The organism is Burkholderia sp. PU8-34 (assembly GCF_053427725.1).
Map to the genome: position 1 here is coordinate 1 of NZ_JBSAXC010000097.1, position 300 is coordinate 300.

Annotated in this window: 1 pseudogene; it reads right to left on the reverse strand. The window is 62.7% G+C overall.

The features are described from left to right. Window positions 1-300 (reverse strand): annotated as a pseudogene (locus tag ACV22Z_RS35885) (RNA polymerase sigma factor RpoD); the annotation flags it as partial.

Consider the following 300-nt stretch of genomic DNA (forward strand, 5'->3'; position numbering starts at 1 on the left):
TTCGTCAGCGCTTCGAGCCGGGCTGCATCCGCTTTTTCCGACCCCTCGGCGTCTGAATCGACATCGTCGCCGTCCGTGTCATCGTCGGAGGCGTCTGCTTGCACGTCGACTTCATCGGAATCAGGCGTCACTTCGCTTGCCACTTCGCTTTCGTCCGTATCGGCGCTGATGCCATCGACCAGCTCGTCGATACGCTGTTCGCCGGCAGCGATGCGGTCCGCATCGGCAAGAAGCGTGGACACGACCGACGGGCACGCGGCGATCGCCTGAATCATGTCCTGCAGGCCGCTTTCGATGCGT